This is a genomic window from Selenomonadales bacterium (assembly GCA_017442105.1).
Classification (GTDB): domain Bacteria; phylum Bacillota; class Negativicutes; order RGIG982; family RGIG982; genus RGIG982.
On sequence record JAFSAX010000177.1, the window covers coordinates 1 to 5,451 of the forward strand.

At 48.8% G+C, this 5,451-nt stretch carries 5 protein-coding genes; all 5 read right to left on the reverse strand.

Features of this window, described 5'->3' with window-relative positions; translation table 11 throughout:
* Positions 1-88 precede the first annotated feature (88 nt).
* Complete coding sequence (locus IJN28_07015) at positions 89-1,471, reverse strand: mannose-1-phosphate guanylyltransferase/mannose-6-phosphate isomerase (GenBank protein ID MBQ6713516.1); 1,383 nt, start codon at positions 1,469-1,471, stop codon at positions 89-91.
* A gap of 108 nt (positions 1,472-1,579) precedes the next feature.
* Complete coding sequence (locus tag IJN28_07020) at positions 1,580-2,602, reverse strand: glycosyltransferase family 9 protein (protein ID MBQ6713517.1); 1,023 nt, start codon at positions 2,600-2,602, stop codon at positions 1,580-1,582.
* A 15-nt stretch (positions 2,603-2,617) separates the two neighbouring features.
* Positions 2,618-3,091 carry a D-glycero-beta-D-manno-heptose 1-phosphate adenylyltransferase gene (rfaE2, locus tag IJN28_07025; protein ID MBQ6713518.1) on the reverse strand — a complete coding sequence of 158 codons (474 nt, stop codon included), beginning with the start codon at positions 3,089-3,091 and terminating at the stop codon, positions 2,618-2,620.
* Positions 3,081-4,082, reverse strand: a complete 1,002-nt coding sequence (locus IJN28_07030) for a carbohydrate kinase (GenBank protein ID MBQ6713519.1) — start codon at positions 4,080-4,082, stop codon at positions 3,081-3,083. Before IJN28_07030 ends, rfaE2 begins: the two co-directional genes overlap by 11 nt.
* Positions 4,083-4,097: 15 nt before the next feature.
* Positions 4,098-5,451 (reverse strand): LPS-assembly protein LptD (locus IJN28_07035; protein ID MBQ6713520.1); only part of this gene is annotated, 1,354 nt, incomplete at its 5' end.

Below are 5,451 nucleotides of genomic sequence, written 5' to 3' on the forward strand. Positions count from 1 at the left end.
CCCTGCTGTATTTTCAGACTTTTCCGAAGTATCTTCTTTTCTATTCAATACCCGCAGTGGAAAACGACAGCCTAAGCTGTCGTTTCTGTTATACACGTCCGTATACGTCTTCGAATCGTACGATATCGTCTTCGCCGAGATAGTCGCCGTTTTGGACTTCGATGATCTCAAGCTGTACTTTTCCGGGGTTCGCCAAACGATGTTTGACGGTCTTGGGAATAAATACGCTCTCGCCTTCTCGCACCATCTTCACTTCTTCGCCGATCGTTACTTCGGCAGTGCCTGCCACGACGATCCAATGTTCGCTTCGATGGTAGTGCATCTGAAGGCTGAGTCGTCCGCTCGGAAGTACGACGATCTTTTTCATCTTGTAGTTGTCGCCTTCTCCAAGGACTGTATATCGTCCCCACGGACGGTACATCGTCGTATTCTCGTCGGCTTCTTTGCGACCTTCTTGTTTCATTTTTTTGACAAGGCCTTTTATTTTTTCGGATTCGCCTTTTTTTGTTACGACGAGCACGTCATCGGTTTCAACGACGAGGATGTCTTTTAGCCCGATACCTGCGATCAGTCGGTCACGTCCCATGATGAGCGTATCTTCGCAGTCGACTATCATCGTGTCGCCATACGCAGCGTTGCCTTTCTCATCCTTGGGCAATATATCATAGATGGCATCCCATGAGCCGACATCCTTCCAGTCGGAGGAGAGCGGTATCATCGCCATATTGGCTGAGCGTTCTGCCACAGCATAGTCGATCGATCTCTCGGGCATCTCACCAAATGATGCTATCATATCTTCGTATGTGCCTTGTCGGAGCGCACCGATATCAGGGCAGCACGTGTCAAGTTCTTTTTCCATCGCTGCCAAGCGGAAGATGAACATCCCCGCGTTCCAGTAATAATGGCCTTCACTTAGATACATCTCTGCTTCGGTGCGTGTCGGTTTCTCTTTGAACGAGCGCACGACATAACCTGCGCCGAGCGGCTCGCCGACTTGGATATATCCGTATCGTTCTTCGGCTTTTGTCGGCAGGATACCGAGTGTGACGATTCGATCTGTTTCTGCCAGACGGCAGGCTTGTCCGATGACGCGATGAAATTCTTCGCTCGCTTTCATCAAATGGTCGGACGGCGTTACGAGTATGACTTCATCGTCAGCCAAGTTCAGTTTTTCACGACAATATTTAAGACCGAGCGCAATGGCAGGCGCTGTTTCTCGGCGCACTGTTTCGAGAACAACGTGAGCCGATTCTGCTCGGCAGGCTGTCAGTTCGTCCTGCACATGATATGCATATTCTTCGTTCGTCACTACAATGATATCTTCTGCTTTGACGATCGTCAAAAATCGGCGGATCGTCTGTGCCAAAAGTGATTCTTCGTTATTGACTTTCAAAAAATGTTTCGGAAAGCAAGACCGCGATAACGGAAACAAGCGTGTTCCTTTACCGCCCGCCAAAATCATAACTTTCATGTCGAATACTCCTTCGGTGAAGTCCAATCTTTATCTTTATATTATAGCATATGTATTCTTTCTTACGCAAAGAAAAAGACAGCTACTCTTTATAGCTGTCTTTTAGCATCAATCTATATACGGATTAAGCTTGTCGAGGACTTGTTGCGGTGTGATGTCTTCCAAGCAAACGATATTTTTCGCGCATTTGCGTTTCCAACAATGTTTGCATTCCGCTTCGATCTCGATGGCGTTTTCTTGTTGGCCGTACGGGCCGTTGCGATTGGCGTCTGTCGGCCCCATGATCTCAACGGTCGGGATACCAAGTCCTGCCGCCAAGTGTGTCGGGCCTGTGTCACCGCCGACGAAAGCACGTGCTCCGCGGATAACTGCGGCAAGTTCTTTAAGGCTGGTCTTGCCAACAAGGCTCAAAGCTGTGCTGCGCATTTTTTTGTGAACTTCTTTGGCGATCTTTTCTTCTTCTTTGCCACCGCCGACGAGGACAGGTTTCATACCAAGGATGTATAAGAGGTCAGCCAATCTTGCGATATTGGCTACCGGCCAGCATTTGTTCGGCCAGTTTGTTCCGACAGCGATCGCAACGTAGTCGCCGCGAAGTCTGCCTTCTTCACGGATAAGGTAGTGCGCTCTCTCTTCTTCTTCTTTCGTCGGATAGACGGGGAATACGACGTTTTCTACACGGCAACCGATCGCGCGCGCAACATCAAGGTATCGCTCAACGATATGTCCGTTGGCATTGGCACCTACGGTCGGTTTCGAGATGTATTGGCTCATTTCGCGCATATCACACGTGCCGATCTTTTTCTCGCCGCGTGCAAGAAATGCAAGGATACCGCTTTTGGCAAGGCCTTGCAGGTCGAGTACGACGTCATATTTTTTCTCTCTGAGTTTCGCCGAGAAGTCGGGGAAGTTTTTACAAAAGCCTTTCCACGATTTGAATTCTTTTTTACGGAAAAGAATGATCTCGTCGATATACGGATTGTTCGTCAAGAGGTCATAAGCGGGCGGTTCGACGACCCAAGTGATGTGCGCATCGGGATATGTTTCTTTGATAGCGTACGATACGGGCAGTGCATGAATGACATCTCCGATGGCACTCAGTTTGATGATCAATACATTTTTTATGCTCATAAACTGTCCTCTTTTCTATTCTTTGGCGTTCTGTTCTATCTTTTGGATGATGTTCGTGGAGGATTTGCCTTCTACGAACGGTAACAATACGACTTTACCGCCACATTCAGCAACGGCTTTTGCTTCGGGCAGTGAGCTTAATGAGTAGTCGCCGCCTTTGGCATAGTAGTCGGGACGCACCTCTCTTACAAGTGCTTCGGCTGTCGTTTCGCCAAATATGACGACATAGTCTACCGAACGCAGAGAACCGATGACTTCCGCACGATCAAGTTCGTTGTTAATGGGACGCGATGGTCCTTTAAGACGTCGTACGGATTCGTCGCTGTTGAGGCCTAATACAAGACAATCGCCGACAGCGCGTGCCGAGGCTAAGTAGCGTACATGCCCCGCATGAAGAATGTCAAAACAGCCGTTCGTCAAAACGACTGTTTTTCCTTTTGCTTTTTCTCTCTCAATGAGTGCAGTTATCTCTGTTCGATCAACCAGCATAATAATCCCTCGCTGCTTTTCGAAGTTCGTCTGCCGATACGGTCGCCGTGCCGAGTTTGCGTACAGCGATGCCTGCCGCCAGGTTCGCCGCCTGTGCCGCGAGAAGCGGATCTTCGCCTGCGGCAAGTGCAAGGATCATAACGGCTACGACAGTATCCCCCGCACCCGATACGTCGAATACTTCGCTGACGTTGGTGACGGGGATATGATGAACATCACCGTCTGCGAGGAAAAGGCTCATGCCGTCTGCACCACGCGAGATGAGTATGCCGTCTGCTTCGATCTTCTCAAGAAGAACAGCACCTGCTTTGAGAAGCGTTTGTTCGTCTTTGATGGCAATGCCTGTTGCATCGGAGGCTTCAGCTTCGTTCTGTTTGACATAATGGACATGCTTGTAGCTGCCGATATCATAGCGCGAGTCGACGATGGATACGATACCGCGGCTGCGACATTCTGTGAGGATATAGTCACGCACTTTCGGCGTGATCGTACCGCTGCCATAGTCGCTCATGACAACGCCGTCCATCTCAGGCAGTACGTCTGCCAGATACGCAAGGATCGCCTGCTCGGTGCTCTCTTCTATCGGCGCCGTGCTGCCACGGTCGATGCGGACGACTTGTTGGCTGACGGTGGCTTGCCCGCCCGCAATGATGCGCGTTTTCGTCACCGTCGGACGGCCTTCTTCCGAGAGAAAGCCGTCAACGACGACACCTTTTTTCGCGAGCATCTCACGAAGGTATGTGCCTTCTTTGCCATGGTCTAAAAGACCGATCGGCCATACCTTACCGCCCATCGTTGCCGCATTGTGCACGACGTTCGTTGCACCGCCGGGAATGATGCGCTCTTTATCATACTGAAGCACCAAGACAGGTGCTTCACGAGAGATGCGTTCGATCTCACCATGGAGATACACATCGGCAACCATATCACCGATGATGAGTATTTTTTTCTGTTGAATATTATCGATCAATTGATTCAGCTGAGATTGCATCATATCAACCTTTCTTTACCAGATCTTCGTAGAGAATTTGATGCTGACACCATCTCCATCGTCGGGTTCGTGGATAACACGCATTTTCCAGCAATGGAGGTCTTTTTCGAAGAAATAGATTCTCTCGAACAATTCATCTGTATCAACATTATATCGAATGACCAATCCGATCGCATCTTTTTCATTCCAGCTCCAGCGGAATCCCGAGCGCCATTCTCTTTCGAGGTCGGGGCGATCGTAGTTGAACAAGCGGTCGTTGTCATGGACATAATGATATCCTGTCCACACTTTAAACTTCGGCGAGAATGTCTGCGTCAGTTTCGCATCGTATATCATACCTTTGCTAGTCGAATCATCATAGCTTTCTTTGATGATCTGATACCCTGCACCAAGATCGAGCGTGAGTTTGCCCGTGATATTGATCGGATCATGCGAGATATAAGCCTCGTATTCATCATGCCAGCTCTGTCGGCGAGAATCTTCCCACAGACCGTGGCTTGCTTCCAAACGATAGTGGAATTTGGAGTTGCCGATACGGCGGTCGAACATCTTCCATTGATATTCGATCTTCTTGTTGATCCATTCATCGTCGGAGTCTTCTACATCACCTGTTACGATGCGGAATACTTGTCCGTTCCAATAGTATTGAAGTCCTCCGAGTGCACGGAAATCATGTCGGCTGTAATAACCCCAATTTAAAAATGCATTCAATCCGTCAACGAGGATCGGCAATTTCAAATCCTGTTTGATATAAAAACCGTCACTGCTGTTGTAGCCCGGATGCGGAATGAACGAATGATTTTCGCCCGGTTCTTTTTCATATCGGTCTGTATGATAGACTGCTTTATCCTTCAAATAGAATGTCGCATCATGTGCGAGGACATAGCCGCCGGGGAACAGTTCTACTTCTTTGGCTTCCAGATGCCAGTCGGGGTGCTTCGCAGGACATTTGGTCGAAGACCCGTTTTTGAATGTCGTTTTATCGGGCATGATATTGATGTCTTCCCCTTGGATATAGTCGCCCTGTACTTGTCCTTTGGCTTTTACCATCGTACCTGTTTTTTCTTTATAATTATAGTGCACCGTTGTACCAACGAGATCGGTCTGCTGCGTAGGATCGATAATGCGCATATTGCCGTCTGTCGAGATCATGCTCGTCTTGCTGTTACCGTAAAGCTCATCGGCTTTGATCGTCATCGTGCCTTGCGTTACATTGACATCACCAAAAGCAACAAAATCACCTGACAGGTTATTATACGTCAAGTCGCGACTGTCTACCGTCACAGGTGCTTGTACTATTTTATCATTCGCTGCAACAGCTTCATCAGAGGCTTCTGCCGTTCCCATCATCACGGGAAATGTCGTGAGC

Excerpts from the sequence above, each read along its gene's own strand:
- IJN28_07015 (MBQ6713516.1), bottom strand. The coding sequence starts at position 1,471 with ATGAAAGTTATGATTTTGGCGGGCGGTAAAGGAACACGCTTGTTTCCG.
- IJN28_07020 (MBQ6713517.1), bottom strand. The coding sequence starts at position 2,602 with ATGAGCATAAAAAATGTATTGATCATCAAACTGAGTGCCATCGGAGAT.
- rfaE2 (MBQ6713518.1), bottom strand. The coding sequence starts at position 3,091 with ATGCTGGTTGATCGAACAGAGATAACTGCACTCATTGAGAGAGAAAAA.
- IJN28_07030 (MBQ6713519.1), bottom strand. The coding sequence starts at position 4,082 with ATGCAATCTCAGCTGAATCAATTGATCGATAATATTCAACAGAAAAAA.